Source organism: Bacteroides sp. 90-K9/2 (assembly GCF_047310725.1).
Taxonomy (GTDB): Bacteria; Bacteroidota; Bacteroidia; order Bacteroidales; family Bacteroidaceae; genus Bacteroides; species Bacteroides vicugnae.
In genome coordinates this window covers 73,290-95,663 of record NZ_JBCGVL010000015.1, presented here as the reverse complement: position 1 = coordinate 95,663, position 22,374 = coordinate 73,290, and the positions used below count along the sequence as shown (strand labels likewise).

Annotated in this window: 14 protein-coding genes and 1 pseudogene; 7 read left to right on the top strand and 8 right to left on the bottom strand. The window is 40.6% G+C overall.

Annotated elements, in window-relative coordinates; translation table 11 throughout:
• Window positions 1–139 precede the first annotated feature (139 nt).
• Window positions 140–1,930, bottom strand: a complete 1,791-nt coding sequence (locus AAHJ11_RS21610; RefSeq protein WP_117938094.1) for a glycoside hydrolase family 15 protein — start codon at window positions 1,928–1,930, stop codon at window positions 140–142.
• Window positions 1,931–1,942: 12 nt separating this feature from the next.
• A complete protein-coding gene (locus AAHJ11_RS21605) occupies window positions 1,943–4,216 on the bottom strand; it encodes a bifunctional alpha,alpha-trehalose-phosphate synthase (UDP-forming)/trehalose-phosphatase (RefSeq protein WP_297284907.1) in 2,274 nt (757 codons plus the stop codon).
• Window positions 4,217–4,663: 447 nt separating this feature from the next.
• Between AAHJ11_RS21605 and kdpF the strand changes: the two genes are divergently transcribed.
• The 7 genes from kdpF to AAHJ11_RS21570 all read left to right on the top strand — a co-directional run bounded on the left by kdpF (window position 4,664) and on the right by AAHJ11_RS21570 (window position 12,680).
• A complete protein-coding gene (kdpF, locus tag AAHJ11_RS21600) occupies window positions 4,664–4,744 on the top strand; it encodes a K(+)-transporting ATPase subunit F (RefSeq protein ID WP_032849815.1) in 81 nt (26 codons plus the stop codon).
• 31 nt (window positions 4,745–4,775) lie between these two features.
• Window positions 4,776–6,482, top strand: coding sequence for a potassium-transporting ATPase subunit KdpA (gene kdpA / locus AAHJ11_RS21595; RefSeq protein ID WP_008777345.1), 1,707 nt, complete (start codon window positions 4,776–4,778; stop codon window positions 6,480–6,482).
• 18 nt (window positions 6,483–6,500) lie between these two features.
• Window positions 6,501–8,534: a potassium-transporting ATPase subunit KdpB gene (gene kdpB / locus AAHJ11_RS21590; protein WP_074638340.1), complete on the top strand. Its 2,034-nt coding sequence runs from the start codon at window positions 6,501–6,503 to the stop codon at window positions 8,532–8,534.
• A 16-nt stretch (window positions 8,535–8,550) separates the two neighbouring features.
• Entirely contained in the window at window positions 8,551–9,123 is a 573-nt protein-coding gene (locus AAHJ11_RS21585; protein WP_195650017.1) for a K(+)-transporting ATPase subunit C, read from the top strand.
• Window positions 9,124–9,241: 118 nt separating this feature from the next.
• On the top strand, window positions 9,242–10,006 hold the full coding sequence (locus tag AAHJ11_RS21580; RefSeq protein WP_007767477.1) for a hypothetical protein: 765 nt from the start codon (window positions 9,242–9,244) through the stop codon (window positions 10,004–10,006).
• Between the two features lie 84 nt (window positions 10,007–10,090).
• Window positions 10,091–11,221: a sensor protein KdpD gene (locus AAHJ11_RS21575; RefSeq protein WP_004309023.1), complete on the top strand. Its 1,131-nt coding sequence runs from the start codon at window positions 10,091–10,093 to the stop codon at window positions 11,219–11,221.
• 19 nt (window positions 11,222–11,240) lie between these two features.
• Window positions 11,241–12,680 carry an ATP-binding protein gene (locus AAHJ11_RS21570; RefSeq protein ID WP_413580096.1) on the top strand — a complete coding sequence of 480 codons (1,440 nt, stop codon included), beginning with the start codon at window positions 11,241–11,243 and terminating at the stop codon, window positions 12,678–12,680.
• A gap of 77 nt (window positions 12,681–12,757) precedes the next feature.
• Here the strand turns inward: AAHJ11_RS21570 and AAHJ11_RS21565 are convergent, their stop codons facing one another.
• From AAHJ11_RS21565 to AAHJ11_RS21540, 6 genes and pseudogenes are all read right to left on the bottom strand, one after another.
• Window positions 12,758–15,085 carry a Gldg family protein gene (locus AAHJ11_RS21565; protein ID WP_413580095.1) on the bottom strand — a complete coding sequence of 776 codons (2,328 nt, stop codon included), beginning with the start codon at window positions 15,083–15,085 and terminating at the stop codon, window positions 12,758–12,760.
• Between the two features lie 11 nt (window positions 15,086–15,096).
• The gene (locus AAHJ11_RS21560) at window positions 15,097–17,418 is read right to left on the bottom strand and encodes a Gldg family protein (RefSeq protein ID WP_148365811.1); all 2,322 of its coding nucleotides are present in this window, start codon (window positions 17,416–17,418) and stop codon (window positions 15,097–15,099) included.
• A 1-nt stretch (window position 17,419) separates the two neighbouring features.
• The gene (locus AAHJ11_RS21555) at window positions 17,420–18,355 is read right to left on the bottom strand and encodes an ABC transporter ATP-binding protein (RefSeq protein ID WP_195359080.1); all 936 of its coding nucleotides are present in this window, start codon (window positions 18,353–18,355) and stop codon (window positions 17,420–17,422) included.
• 82 nt (window positions 18,356–18,437) lie between these two features.
• The gene (locus tag AAHJ11_RS21550) at window positions 18,438–21,221 is read right to left on the bottom strand and encodes an outer membrane beta-barrel protein (protein WP_342989139.1); all 2,784 of its coding nucleotides are present in this window, start codon (window positions 21,219–21,221) and stop codon (window positions 18,438–18,440) included.
• A gap of 39 nt (window positions 21,222–21,260) precedes the next feature.
• On the bottom strand, window positions 21,261–21,683 hold the full coding sequence (locus tag AAHJ11_RS21545; RefSeq protein ID WP_148365806.1) for a carboxypeptidase-like regulatory domain-containing protein: 423 nt from the start codon (window positions 21,681–21,683) through the stop codon (window positions 21,261–21,263).
• A 79-nt stretch (window positions 21,684–21,762) separates the two neighbouring features.
• Window positions 21,763–22,374: pseudogene (locus AAHJ11_RS21540) on the bottom strand (hypothetical protein); the annotation flags it as partial.

Below are 22,374 nucleotides of genomic sequence, written 5' to 3'. Positions count from 1 at the left end.
CAGAGAAGTTAAGCCTCGTCACGCCGATGGTACTGCGTAACAGTGGGAGAGTAGGTAGCCGCCGTTTTTAAGAAGCCCCTTGATTCATTTTGAATCAAGGGGCTTTCTGTGTTTTATAACTTCTGAATCAGGACGTTCTTTAAGGCCGGATAAAAGATAACCTCTTCTCTTCTTCTGCAAATAAGATAGCTGTATTCACTAATGCCAGATGTGAATATGCCTGCGGGAAGTTGCCCAATTGTTCTTTGGTTTCGAAATCAATATCTTCACTAAACAATCCGAGATGATTGGAGTATTTCAGAACTTCGTCAAACAGGCAGCGTGCTTCTTCTTTATGGCCGGTTACAAACAATGCCCGTATAAGCCAGAATGTACAAATCGTAAAAGCAGAAGTAGGCAACCCGAAATCGTCTTTGCTGTTATAGCGATACATAAGTCCTTTATGGAAAAGGGCTTTCTTGACAGCTTCCACTGTTTTATGATAGCGTATATCATCTGCTTCTATAAATCCATAGGGTTCCATCAATAGTAATGAAGAATCCATTGCTTGATTATTATATGTCTGTGTGAAGCTTTGAAGTTCCTTATTCCAGCCATATTTCATCACGTCTTTCTTTATTTTTTCGGCTTCCAGTTGCCAACGTTCGCTATAATTATATTTGTTAAGCATTTGAGCGATTTTAGCTCCGCGATCTAAAGCTACCCAACACATCACTTTGGAAGAAACAAAGTGTTGTCCTTCTCCCCGGATCTCCCAGATTCCCTTATCGGGCTTTCTCCAGTTTTCTACTACTTTTGCTAAAATGGTCTTTACCATTTCCCACATGTCTTCAATTTCATCCAGTGTGCCGGGCATGAGGCGATAATATTGGTAAATCAGGTCCATCAGGTAACCAAAAGAGTCGTTTTGTTTCTGATGGTATGCATCATTTCCTATTCGTACAGGTTTGGAGTTCTTATAACCGGATAGATGGTCGAGTATCACTTCGGTTAGTTGGTGCTCGCCCCGGATGCCATACATAATTTGATAGTCATGTTTGGAAACGAATGTGGATTGGATAAATTTCATAAAGCGTTTGGCTGCACCGGTATGTCCGATTTGAAACATGGTTTCGATGGACATGGAAGCATCCCGAAGCCAGCAAAAGCGGTAATCCCAGTTGCGCACTTCTCCCACAGCTTCCGGTAGGCTTGTAGTTAGTGCTGCCAGCACAGCTCCGTTGTGGTAGGACATTAGTTTCAGAACCAATAAACTCCGTTCGATTACGTCATTATATAGAGTGTATTTTTTGCTTCTGTCTGTCCAGTTCAGCCAATATACCAGCGTACGACAGTATTCTATTTTCTCCCTTTCTATGTCGATTGGGATCACTTTCTCGTTATAGGAGAGCAGGAGAAATTCGTCTTTCTCAAGAATGATTTCTTTTTTCTCTTTGATGTCCTGAAGAGACAGGGAAGCATATAAATATTGTCTGTCCTTGTTGTCAAAGGAGCAGTAGGATTCGATATACTGTGGAGTGATATTAAGGATCACTTGTCCCTGTGCATAGTTCGGAGCCGGGTGGTAGTTGATCTTGAAACGCGGTTTTCCTTTTATCCAATGTATGTAGCGGTATAATTCGGCAGGTAAATAATGCCCTGTTTCGTCTTGGGAACGATAGCAGGGCATATAGTCGAGCACTACGAATTCTCCTTCATCGGAGGAGAATTGAGTAGAAAGAATATTGGTGTGGGGGACATAACTTTGTGTGATGCAATAGTCTTCGGAAACTTCGAATCCGAAAGCTCCTCCTTTCTCCCGGTCGAGCAGACTGGCAAAAATAGAAGGAGAATCGAAATCGGGAAAACAGAGCCATTCGATATTTCCGTTCTGCGAAATGAGAGCTGCCGTTCGGCAGTTACCTATCACTCCATAATTTAAATTATTCATATTGATTGCTTTTTATTGAGTTTTTAATAGATCTTTGAGAAAGTCGAAAGCGAAAGTCAGGCGATTCTTAATGCTTCCTTCTTTTGTGGCAGTTTTTTGTTTGCCTAGTAAAGACCGTAAGAAAGGAAGTACGTCAGATTGGGCAGACAGGTGATAGTTGGCGGCTTCGGATACGCTACCTATTTTAATGGTGATAGCGCTCATCGGTAATGCCTGAAACATATCTTCATCTGTAGTGTCGTCTCCCATCGCTATAACAAAATCATAACGTCTGTTGGCTAGCAGACGCCCTACCTCCGAACCTTTATTGCAATCCGGTGATTTGATTTCGATCACTTTATTTCCTTGCAGAATTTGTAGTTTCTGCCGGGTACAGAGCGAAATCAGCGTGTTGACGAGTTGTTGGGCTCTTAATGTGCCGAGCCATGCATCACTTTCACGATAATGCCAGGCCAGGGCAGTTTCCTTCACTTCCAGATGGGAACGGGGAGTACGGTCTACAAACATTTGAAGGATAGAGAGAATACCTGCTCCCCATTCTATCTTCTTTATGTTTTTATGCCAGACTCCGTTTTCTTTATAGAAAGCCCCATGTTCGGCAGCCATAGAAATAGGAAGGATGCCAAGCCATTTTTCTAATGTAAAGTGATCCCGCCCGCTATTGATAACAATATGATTGGCGGGATCGCTAGCCAGTTGTTGTAGAATAGAAATGAGTTCCGGTGTAGGTTGTGCATCCTCGGGACGTGGTTTGAGAGCCGTCAGTGTACCATCATAGTCCAGCAGAATCAGGCGTTGTTTGGCATGGTTATACTTGAGTTTGATTTGTGCAATGCTAGCGGCTACAATACGTTTTTTTCGTAACATATCGTTTTTCATACATGTCGCGTTCAGTTCATTGACAAAGTCGGCTGCCCATTTGTTGACTGTCTGTACGGACAGAATGTTTTGCATACGTTGCAGGCGTTGTTTTTGTTCCTCTTCGGGCATTTCAAGTGCCTGGCAAATAGCATTTTCTATTTGTTCCGTATCGTTCGGGTTGATTTGGATAGCGTCTGTCAATTCTACGGCGGCACCTGCCATTTCGCTAAGGATAAGTACACCGGGATTGTCGCATTTGGTAGCTACGTATTCTTTGGCTACCAGATTCATTCCGTCCCGAAGTGGAGTGACGAGGGCTATGTCGGCCACATAGTACATGGCAGTCAGTTCTTCCAGTGAAAAGCCATGATAGAAATAACATACGGGAGTCCAGTTCATTGTGGAGTAACGTCCGTTGATAGAGCCGATTTCTTCGTCAATTTTTGTTTTTAGTTCCGCATAGCTGCCTACATGATCGCGTGAAGGGACAATGACCATTGCCAATGTAACTTTACCGTGATATTCGGCATGATGCTCGAGGAAGGTGGCAAAGCCACGAAGACGGTGCAATATGCCTTTGCTGTAATCCAGTCTGTCTACTGACAGGATCAGTTTATGCTCGCCGAAAAGTTTCCGGGTTCGTTCAATGGCCTGGTGTACTTCTTTATTTTCTGAAGCCTGATGATAGGATTCATAGTTGATTCCCATTGGCAATGCTTCTACTCTGACCATCCGGTTGTTGATCTGTACTTCATCCAGTTTGAAGTCGAGATGCAGCACACGTTCTACGGCACTGATGAAGTGACGCATATAGTCATGAGTATGGAAAGCTATGAAGTCTGCTCCCAGCAGACCCTTCAGAATCTCGGCACGCTCCGGAAGAATACGGAAGAGTTCGTAAGAAGGGAACGGGATATGATGGAAATAACCGATACTTAGTTCCGGATATATTTTCCTCAACATTCCGGGAAGTAGCATCAGTTGATAATCCTGTATCCATACCTTATCGCCGGGACGTATCAGCCGGCAAATCTCCTCACAGAAGAGTCGGTTGACTTGTTGATAGGATTGCCAGAAACAGTTCTTATATAAGGTATAAGCATAAAAGTAATGACACAAAGGCCAGATAGTACTGTTACTGTATCCTTCGTAGTAGTTTTCAATTTGCTTTTCCGACAAGAAGACCGGATGAAAATTCATTTCCTGTAGTTTCTCGTTAATCTCTTGCTGGTCCTTCTCTTCATTTGTACATATTCCGGGCCAACCTATCCAGTGCTTCTCATAAGAAGTCTGGAGAGAATCCAAACCTGTTGCCAGTCCGCCTTCGCTACGCGAAAATACGAATGTGCCGTTTGTGTCGGCTACTTTGACAGGTAATCTGTTTGCAATAATATAAAGTTTCATATCTATTTCTTCGCAAAGCATGTACCAATTGACTTATGTTGATGCTTAACCGTTTATTATCAACAGATTATAAAGATGTAGTATCCTCCTTTTGTCTTTTCAAAATGAAAATCCCCTTTCAAAATGATAATTTGTTTATTTTTTCTCTTCTGAAATCACGAAAAAACAGAAAGCCTTTCAAAATAGAATCCTTTTTTCAAAATGGAAGGGTGTGTCGGATGGTAAGAAAGTTACTGCCTGTTTGTATCTGATTGAATGTTAGCTTATTATGTATTCTTTGTTTTTTGTGGCACGCATTTGGCATGAAGAATGGCAAGTAAAAATTTATAGTAATCATTTAAAAGGTAAAAACATGGGAATAACACTATCATTTATTTTCTGCCTGTTGAGCGGTTTCGCTTGTTTCTGGCTGTTCTGGAAATGTGTAGACTGGTTTGAGAATATTTAAAGAAAAAAGGAGAATTGATTATGTACACAGCATTATTCGTATTAGGTATTGCAATCTTCGGTTATTTGATGTATGTGCTCATCAAACCCGAGAAGTTTTAAAGTAACACACACAGTTTAAGGTAAAAAGTATATGAATACAGAAATTTTAGGCGTGGTTGTTCAGATAGCCTTGATGGTGATTCTGGCTTATCCACTGGGAAAATACATTGCCAAGGTCTACAGAGGAGAAAAGACCTGGTCTGATTTTATGGCTCCTATCGAAAGAGTCATTTATAAAGTTTGTGGAATCGACCCCAATGAAGAAATGAACTGGAAACAATTCCTGAAAGCATTGTTGATTTTAAATGCTTTCTGGTTTTTCTGGGGAATGGTACTCTTGGTTTCACAAGGATGGTTGCCTTTAAACCCGGACGGCAACGGACCGCAGACTCCGGATCAGGCATTCAATACCTGTATTAGTTTTATGGTGAACTGTAACTTGCAGCACTATAGCGGTGAAAGCGGACTGACTTATTTTACTCAACTCTTCGTCATCATGCTTTTCCAGTTTATTACCGCAGCAACAGGTATGGCTGCTATGGCAGGTATTATGAAGAGTATTGCTGCAAAAACAACCAAAACGATTGGTAACTTCTGGCAATTTCTGGTAATAAGTTGTACGCGTATCTTATTACCTCTTTCTCTGATTGTAGGTTTTATCCTGATTCTTCAGGGAACTCCGATGGGATTTGACGGTAAGATGAAAGTCACTACTCTTGAAGGTCAGGAACAGATGGTTTCTCAAGGTCCTACGGCCGCAATTGTTCCTATTAAACAGTTGGGTACGAATGGCGGTGGATATTTTGGCGTGAACTCCTCTCATCCATTGGAAAATCCGACTTATCTTTCTAACATGGTAGAATGTTGGTCTATCTTGATTATCCCGATGGCGATGGTATTTGCACTGGGTTTCTATACCCGCAGAAAGAAGTTGGCTTACAGTATATTCGGAGTAATGCTTTTCGCTTTTCTGGTCGGTGTGTGCATTAATGTCAGTCAGGAAATGGGGGGTAATCCGCGCATCGATGAGCTGGGAATTGCACAGGACAATGGTGCGATGGAAGGTAAGGAAGTGCGTTTGGGAGCCGGAGCAACCGCGTTGTGGAGTATTGTAACGACCGTAACTTCCAATGGTTCTGTGAATGGTATGCATGATTCTACCATGCCTCTGTCCGGTATGATGGAAATGCTGAATATGCAGATTAATACCTGGTTTGGCGGTGTAGGTGTAGGGTGGATGAACTACTATACATTCATTATCATTGCAGTGTTTATCAGCGGTTTGATGGTGGGACGTACTCCGGAATTCCTCGGTAAGAAAGTGGAAGCCCGCGAAATGAAAATCGCTACGATTGTAGCTCTGCTTCATCCGTTTGTAATCTTGGTGTTTACGGCAATCTCAAGTTATATTTATGTACACCATCCGGATTTTGTGGAAAGTGAAGGTGGGTGGTTGAACAACTTAGGATTCCACGGTTTGAGTGAACAGCTTTACGAGTACACTTCCTGTGCCGCCAATAACGGTTCCGGTTTCGAAGGCTTGGGTGATAATACTTATTTCTGGAACTGGACATGTGGTATCGTTTTGATTCTGAGTCGCTTCCTTCCTATTATCGGACAGGTTGCCATTGCCGGGCTACTGGCGCAGAAGAAATTCATACCGGAAAGTGCCGGTACGTTGAAGACGGATACACTGACTTTCGGAGTAATGACATTTGTAGTTATCTTCATTATTGCCGCTCTGTCGTTCTTCCCGGTACATGCATTGAGCACGATTGCTGAACATTTAAGTTTGTAATACTGAATTAGAGAAGATATGAAAGATAATAAATCAGCTTCTTTGTTTCCAAAGGAGCAAGTTATAGAAAGTTTGAAACAATCATTCGTGAAACTGAACCCACGAATGATGATAAAGAATCCGATTATGTTTACGGTAGAGGTGGCTACGGTAGTCATGCTGCTTGTGACGCTCTACTCCATTGTTAATTCTTCACAGGGTTCGTTTGCTTACAACATTGCCGTGTTTATCATTCTGTTTATCACTTTGCTGTTTGCCAATTTTGCCGAAGCTATTGCAGAGGCACGTGGTAAAGCACAGGCCGACAGTTTGCGTAAGACTCGTGAAGAGACACCGGCAAAGAAAGTGGAAGGCAATAAAATCGTTACTGTCAGTTCTTCACAGTTGAAGAAAGGGGATGTGTTTGTCTGCGAGGCAGGAGACGTGATTCCTTCCGACGGTGAGATTATTGAAGGGTTGGCTTCTATTGATGAAAGTGCCATTACCGGTGAGTCTGCTCCGGTCATTCGTGAGGCAGGTGGCGACAAGAGTTCGGTAACAGGAGGTACGAAAGTACTGTCCGATCATATAAAGGTAATGGTGACTACCCAACCGGGAGAAAGTTTTCTTGATAAGATGATCGCATTGGTGGAAGGTGCTTCCCGCCAGAAAACCCCGAATGAGATTGCATTGACTATTTTGCTGGCAGGTTTTACGCTTGTTTTCGTCATTGTGTGTGTGACTTTGAAACCGTTTGCCGATTATAGTAATACGGTCATCACTATTGCTTCGCTTATTTCTTTGTTTGTGTGTCTGATCCCGACAACTATCGGTGGACTTCTCTCTGCCATCGGTATTGCCGGTATGGACCGTGCACTTCGCGCCAACGTGATTACTAAATCCGGTAAAGCGGTTGAAACTGCGGGCGATATTGATACATTACTGCTGGATAAAACGGGTACTATCACCATTGGTAATCGTAAAGCAACTCATTTCCATACAGCTCCGGGTGTCGATCTGCACGATTTTGTGGAAACTTGTCTGTTGTCTTCCTTATCCGATGAAACGCCGGAAGGTAAGTCTATCGTAGAATTGGGACGTGAGTCGGGCATTCGTATGCGTAATCTGAATACAACAGGAGCACGTATGATTAAGTTTACGGCTGAAACCAAATGTTCGGGAGTAGACCTGGCAGATGGAACGCAGATTCGTAAAGGTGCTTTTGATGCCATCCGTAAGATGGTGGAAGGTGACGGGAATGAATTTCCGAAAGAAGTGGAAGAGATTATTTCTTCTATCTCAAGCAATGGTGGTACACCGCTGGTAGTATGTGTAAACAGAAAGGTGACTGGTGTTATTGAACTGCAGGATATTATCAAACCGGGTATTCAGGAACGTTTCGAACGTCTGCGTAAGATGGGAGTGAAGACGGTAATGGTGACAGGTGACAACCCGTTAACTGCAAAATATATTGCTGAAAAAGCCGGTGTGGATGATTTTATCGCCGAAGCGAAACCGGAAGATAAGATGGAATATATCAAGAAGGAACAGCAGGCTGGTAAATTGGTTGCAATGATGGGAGACGGAACGAACGATGCTCCTGCTTTGGCACAGGCCAATGTGGGCGTAGCCATGAATAGCGGTACACAGGCAGCGAAGGAAGCTGGTAATATGGTCGACTTGGATAACGACCCGACGAAGTTGATCGAGATTGTGGAAATCGGTAAACAATTGCTGATGACACGTGGTACGCTGACTACTTTCTCTATCGCCAATGACGTAGCGAAGTATTTTGCTATCGTTCCGGCCTTGTTTATGATCGCCATTCCCGAACTGGCTGCTCTGAATATCATGCATCTGCATAGTCCTGAAAGTGCTATTCTTTCGGCAGTCATTTTTAATGCGATTATTATTCCGATTCTGATTCCGTTAGCTTTGCGTGGTGTGCAATACAAGCCGATAGGTGCGAGTGCTTTGCTTCGCCGTAATCTGCTGATCTATGGTGTGGGTGGTGTGATTGCTCCTTTCGTGGGAATCAAATTGATAGATTTAGTAGTAGGTTTATTCTTTTAATTAAAAAACAATAGCAATGAAAACTTTATTGAAGTCATTAAAAATAACACTTGCTTTTTGTGTCTTTTTTTCCGTGTTCTATATCCTTATCCTGTGGGTGTTCGCACAGGTAGCGGGTCCTAATAAAGGAAATGCCGAAGTAGCTACGCTGGATGGGAAAGTAGTGGGAGCGGCTAATGTAGGTCAGATGTTTACAAAAGATATTTATTTCTGGGGACGTCCATCTTCTGCCGGAGACGGATATGATGCTACGAGTTCCGCAGGTAGTAATAAAGGGCCTACGAATCAAGAATATCTGGATGAAGTGAAAGCGCGTATTGATACTTTCCTTGTACATCATCCTTATTTGAATCGGGCGGATGTGCCTGCCGAAATGGTTACAGCCAGTGCTTCGGGACTGGATCCTAATATTACTCCTCAATGTGCGTATGTGCAGGTGAAAAGAGTGGCACAGGCACGTGGATTGAGAGAAGAACAGGTGAGAGCGATTGTTGATAAAAGCATAGAAAAACCGTTTTTGGGGTTGTTGGGAACAGAAAAGGTGAATGTCTTGAAATTGAATATCGCTTTAGAGGAAAGCAATAAGTAGATGAAGATTGAGCAGCGTTCCTGTCCGGACCGTTTGGGTTATGCCGCGGTTCAAATTAACAGGGGTGGATAGGGCGCTGCTTTTTTACGGAAACATAAAATAGAATAAGATAAGAAGTATGAAAAGTTTTTTTAGTAAAAAGAGTTTTTTAGGAACAATGGCTGTAGCAGCCGTTTGTATGTTGGGAACAGTTAATGCACAAGCACAAGAGTTTACTATACAAGGTGATTTGGTAAGTTCGTATGTATGGCGTGGTATTTATCAGGGGGGAGCTGCTTCCTTTCAGCCGACTTTGGGATTTAGCGTAGGTAATTTCTCGCTTACTGCATGGGGCTCAACCAGTTTGAGTGAGAGTAATAAAGAAATTGACCTGACCGCAGCTTATAAGTTCGGTGAAGCAGGACCGACGCTTTCTGTAGCCACTCTTTGGTGGGACGGACAAGCTGATGTGGCCAATGGAGAACTTACCAATAATTATTTTCATTTTAAAAGTGGAGACACCGGACACCATTTTGAAGCAGGGTTAGCTTATACGCTTCCTATTGAAAAGTTCCCGTTATCTATCGCATGGTATACCATGTTTGCCGGTGCTGACAGAAAAACGACTGATGAGGGGGAAGAAAAGCAGGCATACTCTTCTTACGTAGAACTGAATTATCCGTTCAGTGTGAAAGGAGTTGATCTGAATGCTACTTGTGGAGTGGTTCCTTATAAGACTCCGCAGTATAATGTGAATGGGTTTGCAGTGACGAACCTAGCTTTGAAAGCAACGAAAGCAATAAATTTTAATGATAAGTTTTCATTGCCTATATTTGTACAGGCTATATGGAATCCACGTCTGGAGGACGCCCATTTAGTATTTGGCGTAACTTTAAGGCCATAAAATAAACTCATGAATTTTTGTGAAACCCGTGGTGATCGTGATGATTACTACGGGTTAGGATGTTTAAAATAACAGATTGACGTAATGGATGATAGAGAACATAGTGTACAGTATTTTTTGGATCTGATAAAGAAGTCCCACCGGGGTAAATTCAAGGTCTATATCGGTATGATAGCCGGTGTGGGAAAGTCATATCGCATGCTTCAGGAGGCACATGAACTGCTGGAGAACGGTGTGAACGTGCAAATCGGCTATATCGAAACTCATGGACGCGCCGGGACGGAAGCATTGCTGCAAGGGCTCCCTGTCATTCCGCGTCGTAAAATCTTCTATAAGGGGAAAGAATTGGAAGAAATGGATCTGGATACGATTATCCGTGTCCATCCGGAAATTGTAATTGTGGATGAACTGGCTCATACCAATGTAGAAGGTAGCTTGAACGAGAAACGTTGGCAGGATGTGATCACTTTGCTGGATGAGGGAATTAATGTGATTTCGGCAATCAATATTCAGCACATTGAAAGCGTGAATGAAGAAGTGCAGGAGATTACGGGTATTGAAGTGAAAGAACGGGTGCCCGACAGTGTTCTTCAGGAAGCGGATGAGGTGGTGAATATTGACTTGACGGCAGAGGAGCTGATTGCACGTTTGAAAGCGGGTAAGATATATCGTCCGGAAAAGATTCAGACGGCATTGGATAATTTCTTTCGGACAGAGAATATTCTTCAGTTACGTGAGTTGGCTTTGAAGGAAGTAGCGTTGCGGGTAGAAAAAAAGGTGGAGAATGAGGTGGTGATGGGAGTAGCCGTCGGACTCCGGCATGAGAAGTTTATGGCTTGTATCAGTAGTCACGAGAAAACACCCCGGCGGATTATCAGAAAGGCGGCAAAGTTGGCAACCCGGTATAACACCACTTTTATAGCCCTGTATGTTCAGACTCCGAAAGAGAGTATGGATAGAATCGATTTAGCCAGTCAACGGTATCTGTTGAACCATTTTAAGCTCGTGGCGGAACTTGGGGGAGAGGTGGTACAGGTGCAGTCGAAGGATATTTTGGGGAGTATCGTCAAGGTTTGTAAAGAGAAACAGATATCGACAGTTTGCATGGGAACTCCTAATTTAAGGTTGCCATACGCTATTTGTTCTATACTGGGATATAGAAAGTTTTTGAATAATTTGTCACAAGCTAATGTAGATTTGATTATACTTGCATAATATTAATCGTATGAACGTTATGAATATTAAAACGAAACTGATTCTTGGTATCGGAATGCTGGCCGGAATGATTATTTTGTTGGTTACACTTTCAGTAGTGAATCTTCAAATCCTGACAGCGACAGAACCTGATAGTCCCGCTGCCATGCCTGCATTGGAACGTGCATTATTATGGATTTCCATAACGGGAGGAATCTGTATTTTGACCGGACTGATATTGCTTTATTGGCTGCCTCGTTCTATCAGCAAGCCTATTAAAGAGCTGAAAGAGGGAATTCTTGAAATAGCTAATCATAATTATGAGAAGCGTTTGCAAATGGATAATAATGAAGAGTTCCGGGATGTGGCGGATAGTTTTAACCGGATGGCGGAGTGTTTGACCGAATATCGTGCCAGTACTTTGTCGGATATTCTTTCTGCAAAGAAATTTATTGAAGCAATTGTAAACAGTATCGATGATCCGGTGATCGGACTGAATATGGAGCGTGAGATTTTGTTTATCAATGAGGAAGCGCTCAATGTCTTGAATCTGAAACGGGAGAAGGTGATTCGTCAATCGGCGGAGGAACTGGCTTTGAAGAATGACCTGTTGCGGCGGTTGATCCGTGAATTGGTGACGCCAAGTGAGCAGAAGGAACCGTTGAAAATATATGCTGACGATAAAGAGAGTTACTTTAAGGCCTCTTATGTCCCTATCATTAATACGGAGGTTGAAAAAGGGGAACCCCGCAAACTGGGTGATGTTATTTTATTGAAGAATATCACGGAATTTAAGGAACTGGATTCTGCCAAGACTACATTTATTTCGACGATATCTCATGAACTGAAGACTCCGATTGCCGCTATTATGATGAGTCTCCAACTGTTGGAAGATAAGCGTGTCGGTGCATTGAATGATGAACAGGAGCAGTTGTCTAAGAGTATCAAGGAGAACAGTGAGCGTTTGTTGAGTATCACCGGAGAGTTGCTTAACATGACGCAGGTGGAAGCTGGGAAGCTACAACTGATGCCGAAGATTACCAAACCGATTGAGTTGATCGAATATGCGATCAAGGCTAATCAGGTGCAAGCGGATAAGTTTAATATCCAGATAGAAGTGGAATATCCGGAAGAGAAAATAGGCAAGCTCTTTGTCGACAGTGAAAAGATTGCCTGGGTATTGACGAATCTGCTAAGTAATGCTATCCGTTATTCTAAAGAAAACGGACGTGTGATTATCGGTGCCAAACAGGATGAAAATAGGATCGAACTGTACGTTCAGGATTTTGGAAAGGGTATCGACCCGCGTTATCACAAAAGTATCTTCGACCGTTATTTCCGTGTGCCCGGAACGAAAGTGCAAGGCAGTGGATTGGGATTATCTATTTCCAAGGATTTTGTGGAAGCTCATGGCGGTACGTTGACGGTAGAGAGTGAATTGGGTAAGGGCAGCCGGTTTGTGATGCGGTTGAAAGCGTAGATTTGAAGGGTTGTATGGAAGAATCAGACTTCCGGCAAGCATTTTTGTGCCTGCCGGAAGTTTTTGTTTATTTTCTTTTATCGTTTTCTTCTCCTCCAACATGTCCAAATGCCGCACAATCCAATGATGAATGGAATGCCATAGCAATAGATGGTTTTAATGGTAGATAAATCCATAGGAGTCAGGCTGATATCTTTATCGAGGAAAGGATCTCTGGAAGAAGATACCGGAAACTCATTATAACACAACCAACGGAATGAACCGGGAATCATATTAAAGTTAAATGAATAAATACCTGGTCTTGAGCTTTTTTGTAGTTCGGCATTGCTAAAACAATCTGCGTCACCTAGGACGATGATACGTTGTTCTTTATCTTTGTTTTTTATTTTGCGGGTTAATGCTATTGCCGTAGGATATGCCCCTAGCTTTTCACCTTGAAGAGAATCCAATGAAAGAGAATCATTTACAAAATCTTTTGTTTGATATTCAATCCATGTTTGTTGGGCGTTACTTTGCAATAAAACGATTGGATGGAACTGGGTCGTATCGACAACTTCCAGAGCAACCGCCGATGGCATAGTGACCGCACTATAGGTTTTCCTTTCTACCATACGTTTGTAGAAACCTCCTATACTGTCAGCGGCTACTTGTGTAGCCTTTGCAAGAATGAGGTCTCCCGGATTAATGTCAGAAGGTTGTGCAATGATTCCCGGAAGCAGTTTTAAACCGATTTTCTGGAGCAAGGGATTCATCACTTCCTGACGTCCGACATCACCCATGATCATCATATTACCTCCACGTTCAAGAAAACGGTTTATAATTTCTTCTTCTTTTGGACTCATGGACGAACGCATTTCAGCAATAAGTAATATATTGATATTGTTTGGTATATCATTCATATCCTTCAGATTCAGTTCCGTCAAATCAAAACCTTGATTAATCATGGAATAACGGAAGCGCCCGTGTGTGGCAAAAAGTGAGTAATCCTGATCTCCCTTTTTAGTGGTCGAACGCTCGTGGTGTCCTGTGATGACACTTACCTTTACGGGAGTAACAAGCATTTTTTTCAATGCTGCGGAGATTTCTGTTTCAGAGGGATGATATTCCATATCGTCGAACAAACGAAGGCGGGCTTGTTCACCGGACCCACGTTCTACAACACGTACAAACCGATAATTTTCTTTAGCCAGATCTATTTTCTCTTTTAGTTCTTCGGCGCTTTTAAGTTTCTTAGGATTGAAATTCTTTTTCTTGGCAACTTCATAAGCTATTTCACGAATACTTTTATTTGGATATTGGTGATAAAGAGTACTGTCTTTTGGTGTAGAGTAATAGTAAACGTACTTCATTTTTATCTCTGGTTTGAAGCGTATGTACATTTTAAATCGTGTCATATCTTCTTTCTGTTCCTTTGGAGAAGCAACGCCAAATTCTTTATCAAAGATATCGACATAAGTTGTAATTGTCATAGGTCCGGACAACTGTCTCATCACTTTCTGACTTTCTTCCGAAAGTGTACGCTGCTTGCTGCGGGTGGCATCATAAAAAAACATTAATGCCGGGCGTGAACTGGCAAAACCAATCACTATAATGGTGCATACGGCTAATGTATAACGCATTGTTTTTGAAAGGAACGAACGGCGTGTCTTTTCATTATTCAGTTTAATGACCGATAGCCAGAGGAATAATGAAATTACAGCCAAGAAATAGATGACATCATCGCTGCATATCAATCCTCCAACCATTTCACTGGCGCGTCCTTTAATAGATAGCCAATAAGTAATCTCTCTAAAGAATATGGACTCCTGGCCGATTCCACCCACATAATTGAAAAATGCCAATGCGGAAAGGGTAGCAACAGCTGCCACAACTTGGTAAGATGTGAGCGTGGTCATAAAGAGACCGATAGAACAATAGGTCAATATCAATAGAAACATGGATAACAATCCCGCTAGGATAAGTGTAATATCAACATGTGGCACCGATATAAACATTACGATTGTCGGTAGGGCAAGGATAACGACAAAGATCAGGGCAAATACTACCATTGAGACAAACTTGCCGACAATGATTTGAACACTGCTTACCGGTGATGAATATAGTAGTTTGATAGATCCTGATGAATATTCACGGCTCATCAGATTCATGGTCAATAAAGGAATATAGAGGTAGATCGTTTCCTGTATTACTTCATATATCCCTTTGAGGCCAAGAACAAAACCGGCTGTGACACTAAAAGTGATCGTGTTGCCCAATGCTTTTATTTTTACTATTTCCGTCAGGATATTCATAAAATCGAATCCTACCTGGCATGTAAAAGCGACCAGTAGCAACCATGCAACCGGTGAGTAAAAAAGTACCGCTAGTTCGGTACGGGCTATTCTAAGTATAAGTCTTAAGTTCATCTTTTTCTCTATTAATTTCTTCTGCGGAAAAACCAGATGCCAACTCCCATTAGTAGGAGGATAGCGGGTATAATGATTATGAAAATAGTTTTCATCGTACTGACATCCTTTACTCCGATTGAGAGCTTGTTGTCGGTGCAATGAGGACGGCGTACGTCAATAGGAAATTCTCCTCCGGAAAGCCAGCGGAAGCTTTCGATAATCATATTAAAGTTTCCTGATGTATACCCTTCACGTGAAAGAGTTAGTTCAGCATTGCTTATACAATCTGCATCACCAGAAATGATAATACGCTGCTCTTTATCTTTCAGTTGACGTGAAAGGGCATAGGCTGTAATATAGGTTTGTTCTTTTTCTTCTGCAGAGGCATTACATTGTACAGGTGATTCCTCCAGATCGGTTTGTTCCTTCTCAATCCATACTCCTTTGGCATTTGTTTCAAGAATCGGTGTATATTGGAATCCATAATCGTTGTCGAAGGAGGTAAGAGCTACACATCCGGGCATAGAGACACGTAGGTCATGTTTGGGAAAATCATCTTTGAATCCAAATGTTAGTTTTCCCGATTCACGGGTGGCTTTGGCTAAAATCAGATTAGGGGAGAAATCGGCAGAAGATTGTGCCAGTTGATACTCTTCCATTTTGATACCGAATCTGCCTAGAAAAGGATTCATGATTTCTTGCCTGCCTGTGTCGGTGAGAATAAATAAATTACCTCCACGAGCTAAGTAAGTTTCCAGTTGACTTTCTCCTTTTTCTGTAAGCGGAGTTCTCATTTCTGCAAGAACCACAATATTGATAAGGGAAGGAATTGTGTCTCCATGGGAAATGTCGATCTCACATACTTCGAAGCCCTGATTAATCAAGGCAGCTCTGGAATATTTTTCAATGGAGAAGTTACTGTAGTCGCGGTCACCCGGTTTAGATATTTCACGTTCACCGTCTCCTTTGATAAAGGCAACAGTGGGAGGAGTTGAGATCATCTTTTTTATTGCTGCTGTAATTTCCGCTTCTGATGGTGTTGCATCCATATCCTGAAAATCACGGATGAAAGTACGTTTCCCATCTTGTGTTTCCATAATGCGAACAAATGTATTTTGCTCTTCACGCAGATCTACGATTTTATGGATTTCTTCCGGAGATTTGAATAAATGAGGATTTAAATTATAAACCATGGTCATATAATCACGCATTTCATCTATAGTTTTGTCCTGAAACTTGGGATTATTTGCTACGCCGTTGGGGGCAAAATCATAATAATAGACATACTTTACTTGCAGGTCGGGCTTAGCGAGGCAATAAGGTTCGAAAATCGTTTCATTCGCTTTCTTCATAATAGGAAGGTACCGATATGACTTTCCATCAAGCAGATTAACATAATTGGTAATAGTTACCGGTCCTGTCAGTTTTGCTAATACATTTTGGCTGTTTTCGGTAAGTGAATTTAGTTTTGTACGTGTTGTATCCCAAACCTTAATCATTCCCGGACGTGAAGTGAGATAGCCGATTGCCATTGCTGCGACAAAAAATCCCAGATAGCTGATTGCTTGTCGGAACCGACTGATAGTTCGCCGGTCGGATGAAAGTTTGAAAATGGTAAATGCCAGGAAAAGGGTTACTACAACAATAAAATAAATCACATCCTCACTCCGGATTACTCCGTTTAGCATGTCGATTGTTCTTCCATTTATTGACAGCCAATAAGTCAGTTCACGTATGAAATCGTATTCCTGACCGATACCTCCTATGAAATTTAATATGGCTAAGATAATAAGAGTCCCAACCGCTGCCACTACTTGGTAAGTTGTGAGTGAGGACATAAAGAGCCCAATAGCACAATAAGTGCATATTAATAAATAGAGTCCGAGAAGGGCGACTAATATCGGAGCCCAATCAAAAGAGGGGATTACCAAACTGCCATAAATAGCACTGGTTATCGGGACAAGCATCAGACAACAGCCAAATCCGATGGCTGCAAGATATTTGCCCAACACGATCTGACTACTGGTGACTGGTGATGAATAAGCTAGTTTGATAGAGCCCGATGCCGTTTCGCGACTGATGAGCCCCATTGTTAGCAATGGAATATAGATGTATATGTTTGAAACGATAGAGGATAGAAAACCATAGCTACCTAAGAAACAAATACTGCTTAAAGATACTTCGTCGCCTCCCGAAAGGTCATAGCTGGTCACTATACTTTCCATTAGTGATGCGAAACCTGATGCTGTCAGGAATGAAAAAACAATCAATATGAACCACGCAATCGGCGAATAGAATAAAATAGCCAAATCGGTTCGAGCAATACGCATAATAATCTTTAGATCCGTCATGTCAGATATTGTTTTTAAGTTTTCCCGATAGTTGTGCAAAGATAATGTCGAGAGAACAACGTTCCATTGTGATCTCCTTCAACCGCCATCCGTTCTGTATACTCAATGCTACTACTCGTTCAGTTATGTTCTCATCATCATCAAAGCGTATCCGGAATGTACCGGGATAAAGCTCTTCTATATTTAAGACATGCTCTATCTTTGCTAATTCTTCCATGGAAGGAGGAAGTGTAAATGTTACGGTGAAACTACTAGGAACTACATAATTATCAAAGTCCTTCATAGTACCGGAGAATACCACTTTACCGTGTTCAATCATACGAATGTCATTGCAAGTAGCTTGCACCTCCGATAGGATATGTGTAGAGAGTAGTACAGAATGATCTTCTGCAATCTCTTTAATCAGATTGCGTATTTCGACAATCTGATTAGGATCGAGTCCATTTGTAGGTTCATCAAGTACTACGAATGGTGGATTATGTACGATTGCTTGTGCGATTCCTACTCTTTGTTGGTATCCTCCAGAAAGATTCTTTATCAACCGTTTGCTGAAATGAGCAATGGCGCAACGTTCTTTGGCTGTTTCTACGGCTTCACGTATCTTTGATTTGTCCATTCTCCGCAGTGTGGCACAATGTATTAAGTATTCGTCGACAGTCAAGTCCGGATGAAGAGGTGGCTTTTGAGGTAGGAAACCAATGTGCTTTTTGGCTTCAACCGGATTTTTTCGTAGATCGATGCCATTGATAAACACATCCCCTTCCGTTTGATTTAAAACTCCACAGATGATATTCATGGTGGTAGACTTACCTGCCCCATTAGAACCTAACAGGCCTAATATTCCTGTTTTCTCAATAGAAAAATTGATATCGCGAATGGCCCAATCAACACTATAACGATGGGATAAATGCTTGACCTCGACAATAGGATTACTCATGATTTTTATTTTAGATGATTAATAGATTTCTTATTTATATTACCATGCAACTCCTCTTCTTTCATTTGGATAGCTATGAAATTCATATTTTTCCTGACATCGGTTTATATTCGCGTATGCTTCCATCGTTTGTAGTACCTTCGTAGTTCGATTTCACTTTACCAAACCGATAAGCAAAGTTTATGGTGAAAAAACGTCCATAATAATTAGTCCATGTATTTTGAATGTAGTTGGAATACATTTGGCTGTTGAAAGTCCGATGACTATTTAGTAAGTCGTATGCGGCAATACTAATGTCTCCTTTGCGATTTAATATTTTACAGCCTACATTCAAGTTTAGGGTGTGATTGCGATTAATCTCTTTATTGATTCCATAATCACGGCTGAAAATGAAATTATAATGACTACTTAGATAGAAGTATTTACATATTTGGCTTATATCTAACATTGCTCCTGCCGTCTGATAGAATGTTTTACCTGTATAATTTTTAGTATTGATGCTATGTACATAATGGGTATTGGCACTGATTGTTACTTTTAATCTTTTAGTTAGGCTGCAGAGTAGGAAATGTTCGATCAATGGAGCATAGGTACGTGTTGTTGTCTTATTTTCTCCTATATAATATGGGTTATGTTCGTAGTTGAATCCGGTAGATAAGGTATATTTGGATTTTATGCTACGTATAGGCGCCTGCCATATCAATTTGCCTTTTATGTCCCAATATCCTTCTACGTTTTCAAAACTAATTAGAGAACTGTGTGCAGGTGCTGTATATTGCAATTCCGGTAGATAAGTTTCGGCATTGTAATAGGTTGTCTTTGCAACAGGAGAGTGTTGGCGGATAGAGGTACTGATAATAACACCTATGGTGTGGTTGTGTTTTCCCAACATACGGTTGCAATTGAAGAGGAATGAATGTAGATATGATTGTTTTAAGTTGGGATTTCCACTGCGCAGCATGTAAGGATTGCTGTTATCTATTTGTGGGCGTAACTGCACTATGTTTGGTATAAAATTATGCAGTCTGTAAGCGGCACTCCATGACTTTGTTATATCTGTATGTACAAAAGATATTGTTACTGTTGGAGAGATGAATGTTTTACGGTAGTTATTCATTTCTTTTTCTTCTCGCTTAAGTGTACTTTCTTTAAGTCCTGCGGAAATGTCACAACTTGTTTTTTCATAGGGAGAAAAGTGAAATGAAACTTCCTGTTTTTGTGTCAGGTTATTTACTTTATAACTATATGTATTGGCTTCGTCTGTTTGTGGATTTGTAGGGCTCAACATATTCCAAGCGAATTGGTGTTTCCATCCGTTTTCGTATTTAACAGAATAATCAAAAGATATTTGGTTGTCATTTTCTGGATTCAGTATATATATTAGTTGAGCATTGCCATTCCACTCTGTGTTGCGGAGTTTTGATGGAATAGTCAGATAAGTTTGTGTTATCGAACTTTCTAATGTGTCTATTCGTAATGAATGATTTTCACCTTTATTTATATCTACTGAACTTTCTAATGTATATCCGATTCTGTCGGTAATACCGTTGGCATAACTGACATTTTCCCTCACATGAAAATTCTTGTTTAGATTATCGTAATGCATTAGGCTCTTCGATGTTTGAAGATTGTTTTCTTCATTATATATGTAAAGCGATTGCCAATCTTTGTTGTTGTTATATGTTATAAACTGGTTCCAACGGAATTCTCCCCATTTGTCATTTGAATTGGAGAAAGAAAATTCGGAATAGTGATTTTGTTTTTTGTCGCTGTTGCTATTTTGCTCTTCATAAAGGCGTTGCTGATAATTGTTGTCAGGAAAATAATATCGTTCGGATCGTGTATTTGTATTATCGCGATTATATCCGAAAGTGTAAAATGCTCTAAATGTACCGTATGTTCCATTTTCTGTGTCCCATGAGCGTTCCGTAGCTAGATCTGCATAAGTCGTTTCGTTGTAAGTACTACTAGGATCGGAAATGGAAAGAACATCTTTGATATTATTTGATTTCCGGTTGATATTATTTTGAAACACATTACTTGTGAGTAAAAATTTCTCGGAGAAAAAGTTTGCTGTGAGTCCGAGTCCTTTACGGAACTTTCCTTTGTCGTTCGTTGAATCTAGGTTGCTGCCTGCACTAGCCAATAAGTGTGCTTTCCAGGAACTGATGAGTTTACTTCTAGTTTCTATGTTGAGCACTCTGGTAAGACTTCCTCTGTACATTAGTTTTTTTGTTTTCGTATTCTCGTATTCATCATAAGCCTTGATTTTTAATACATCTGTTGCAGAAAGATTTTTGAGTGCTGCCATTGGGTCACTTCCGAATATAAGTCTACCGTCTATATAAGTTTTGGTTACTTGTTTTCCCATGATTTTGACGGAGTGGTCGTCAGTCTCTGTTCCGGGAAGTTGCTCGACTATATTCATAGCGACATCTCCTTCTTGTACGTTGACTGCCTTCGGGTTGAATATTAGTGTGTCACCATTCTGGGTCACAATGGGGATTCTGCCCTTGATGGTGACTTCCTCCAGTTGGATGGATTCATCCAAAATCTCTATGTAAAGATTTGGATTCTTTCCTGCTATTATATTTAGTTCTTTTTCAACTTTTCTACATCCTATGGCAGTCACAATAAGTTTCGCTTTCCCTGTTTTTATAGGTTTAAAACGGAATACTCCATTTACACTTGTTGTTTTCAATGTATCTTTTGCATAGATTAAAAAGATATTGGCACCATCTAATGACTCACTAGATCCACTTTCTTGTTTGTGTATAATAAATCCCGATAGCTCATTTGTTTTATCTTGAGCATTTATCGGTAAAGTAATGTATAACAATAAAAAAATAGAAATAAATCTTTTCATATTGCTGTATTATAAAAAGTTTAGTGGTAGCATGTTATTTTATTTGTCTAAAGTCTGCTGATATTCTTCTAAGAAGAAATTTACAACTTCAAGCCCTCCTATTTTTTTTGTTTGTGTTACATATCCTACATAACTTGCTACGAGTATTTTTTGACTCGCATTAGAAACTTTTATTTTATATTGCCCATCAATGTCAGTAACTGCTGCATTAGCAGTTCCATATTCGATAACGTTTGCTCCAATTAATGGTTCTTTTGTTTTAGCATCATATACAATTCCTTTTATTACATCTTTAAAGATTCCGTTTGGGGAGATACTAAATTGATCTTTATTGTTTTCTAGGATTTGTTCGCTCTTTTTTTTATTTTTGATTTTTGCTGTTGGGGAAGAATTTGAGTTCTGTGCAAATGCGCACATCATTGTAGTAAATATGAATACAATGAATAAAATAATCTGTTTCATAATATATTTTTTTAATTGTTATACATTTTACTAGCACTAAACTTTTTATAAACATACATGTTAAATAATAGGGAGAAGGCTAAATTACCCTGTCAATCATTGCTATCAAATAATCGCATTTTCCACGTTCAATATCATTACTAGCCAAAGAACGAGCTTGTATCAAATAGCGACGTGTAGTTTTCAACTTATCATAGCAAATGGCTTCGATATCTGTACCGGAGTAAAAATTAACGGCAGTCATAGGTTCCATACCAGATTGTTCTTCTGTTGCAGATATAGAGGCAGAAGTTGTCAGCAATCCTAATGATTGTAACTTATGATTAGTTTGCTCGTTGAGAGCAATGGAAGTTACTTTTGTTGATACAGCTTTGTCAATAGCCTTTAATGTCGGACACATTCCTTTTAAAGAACTGATATATACAGACAGTTGTGCAATCATTGGAGCACTTAAAGGTTTCCCATTTAAAGTTTCTTTGAATAATTGTTTCTCTATATCATTCAAATATGCTTCTTGGGTATAAGGTTTAGTTGATTTCTCTACACTCAATCCCATACGCATTAAACGAAACATCAAAGACATCATTGGGTACCCGTTATTGTAAATCCATGTTGACATATCAGGATTGACACCACCTAAACGCAAAAAATCCTTATTAGAGTCCAGCCAGCTTAAATCATAGAAGGTACT

Excerpts from the sequence above, each read along its gene's own strand:
- AAHJ11_RS21610 (WP_117938094.1), bottom strand. The coding sequence starts at position 1,930 with ATGAATAATTTAAATTATGGAGTGATAGGTAACTGCCGAACGGCAGCT.
- AAHJ11_RS21605 (WP_297284907.1), bottom strand. The coding sequence starts at position 4,216 with ATGCTTTGCGAAGAAATAGATATGAAACTTTATATTATTGCAAACAGA.
- kdpF (WP_032849815.1), top strand. The coding sequence starts at position 4,664 with ATGTACACAGCATTATTCGTATTAGGTATTGCAATCTTCGGTTATTTG.
- kdpA (WP_008777345.1), top strand. The coding sequence starts at position 4,776 with ATGAATACAGAAATTTTAGGCGTGGTTGTTCAGATAGCCTTGATGGTG.
- kdpB (WP_074638340.1), top strand. The coding sequence starts at position 6,501 with ATGAAAGATAATAAATCAGCTTCTTTGTTTCCAAAGGAGCAAGTTATA.
- AAHJ11_RS21585 (WP_195650017.1), top strand. The coding sequence starts at position 8,551 with ATGAAAACTTTATTGAAGTCATTAAAAATAACACTTGCTTTTTGTGTC.
- AAHJ11_RS21580 (WP_007767477.1), top strand. The coding sequence starts at position 9,242 with ATGAAAAGTTTTTTTAGTAAAAAGAGTTTTTTAGGAACAATGGCTGTA.
- AAHJ11_RS21575 (WP_004309023.1), top strand. The coding sequence starts at position 10,091 with ATGGATGATAGAGAACATAGTGTACAGTATTTTTTGGATCTGATAAAG.
- AAHJ11_RS21570 (WP_413580096.1), top strand. The coding sequence starts at position 11,241 with ATGAATATTAAAACGAAACTGATTCTTGGTATCGGAATGCTGGCCGGA.
- AAHJ11_RS21565 (WP_413580095.1), bottom strand. The coding sequence starts at position 15,085 with ATGAACTTAAGACTTATACTTAGAATAGCCCGTACCGAACTAGCGGTA.
- AAHJ11_RS21560 (WP_148365811.1), bottom strand. The coding sequence starts at position 17,418 with ATGACGGATCTAAAGATTATTATGCGTATTGCTCGAACCGATTTGGCT.
- AAHJ11_RS21555 (WP_195359080.1), bottom strand. The coding sequence starts at position 18,355 with ATGAGTAATCCTATTGTCGAGGTCAAGCATTTATCCCATCGTTATAGT.
- AAHJ11_RS21550 (WP_342989139.1), bottom strand. The coding sequence starts at position 21,221 with ATGAAAAGATTTATTTCTATTTTTTTATTGTTATACATTACTTTACCG.
- AAHJ11_RS21545 (WP_148365806.1), bottom strand. The coding sequence starts at position 21,683 with ATGAAACAGATTATTTTATTCATTGTATTCATATTTACTACAATGATG.